The sequence below is a fragment of the Pseudomonas gebzensis genome, assembly GCF_034427815.1.
In the GTDB taxonomy this organism is placed as follows: Bacteria; Pseudomonadota; Gammaproteobacteria; order Pseudomonadales; family Pseudomonadaceae; genus Aquipseudomonas.
The window spans coordinates 1-308 of sequence record NZ_JAXQNS010000057.1 but is presented as its reverse complement, the minus strand read 5'-3'; the positions used below and the strand labels follow the sequence as shown (position 1 = coordinate 308).

Annotated in this window: 1 protein-coding gene; it reads left to right on the top strand. The window is 58.4% G+C overall.

The features are described from left to right. On the top strand, positions 1-308 hold a 308-nt coding region (locus tag SJI00_RS22445; protein WP_322463871.1), incomplete at both ends, for an immunoglobulin-like domain-containing protein.

Below are 308 nucleotides of genomic sequence, written 5' to 3'. Positions count from 1 at the left end.
TCCGTCACCGCGCCAGTCACCAATGCCCCGGTCACCGTGAAACTCGCCAATGGCGAAACCATCACGATCGCAGTCGGCCAGAGCTCCGGGACTGTAACGACGACGGTCAGCAACGACGTCTATGTCGGCCATGCAGCTGTGAATAACAGCATTACTACTGTTACAGGCGGCAATTACGAAAGCCTGGTGGCGAACCAAGGCGTTGTGACAACCGCCGTCACCGACACGGTCGATACTTCGACCGTGACTCTGACCGCCACCCCATCGGTCGCAGAGGGTGGTTCAATCGTTTACACCGCCTCCGTGAA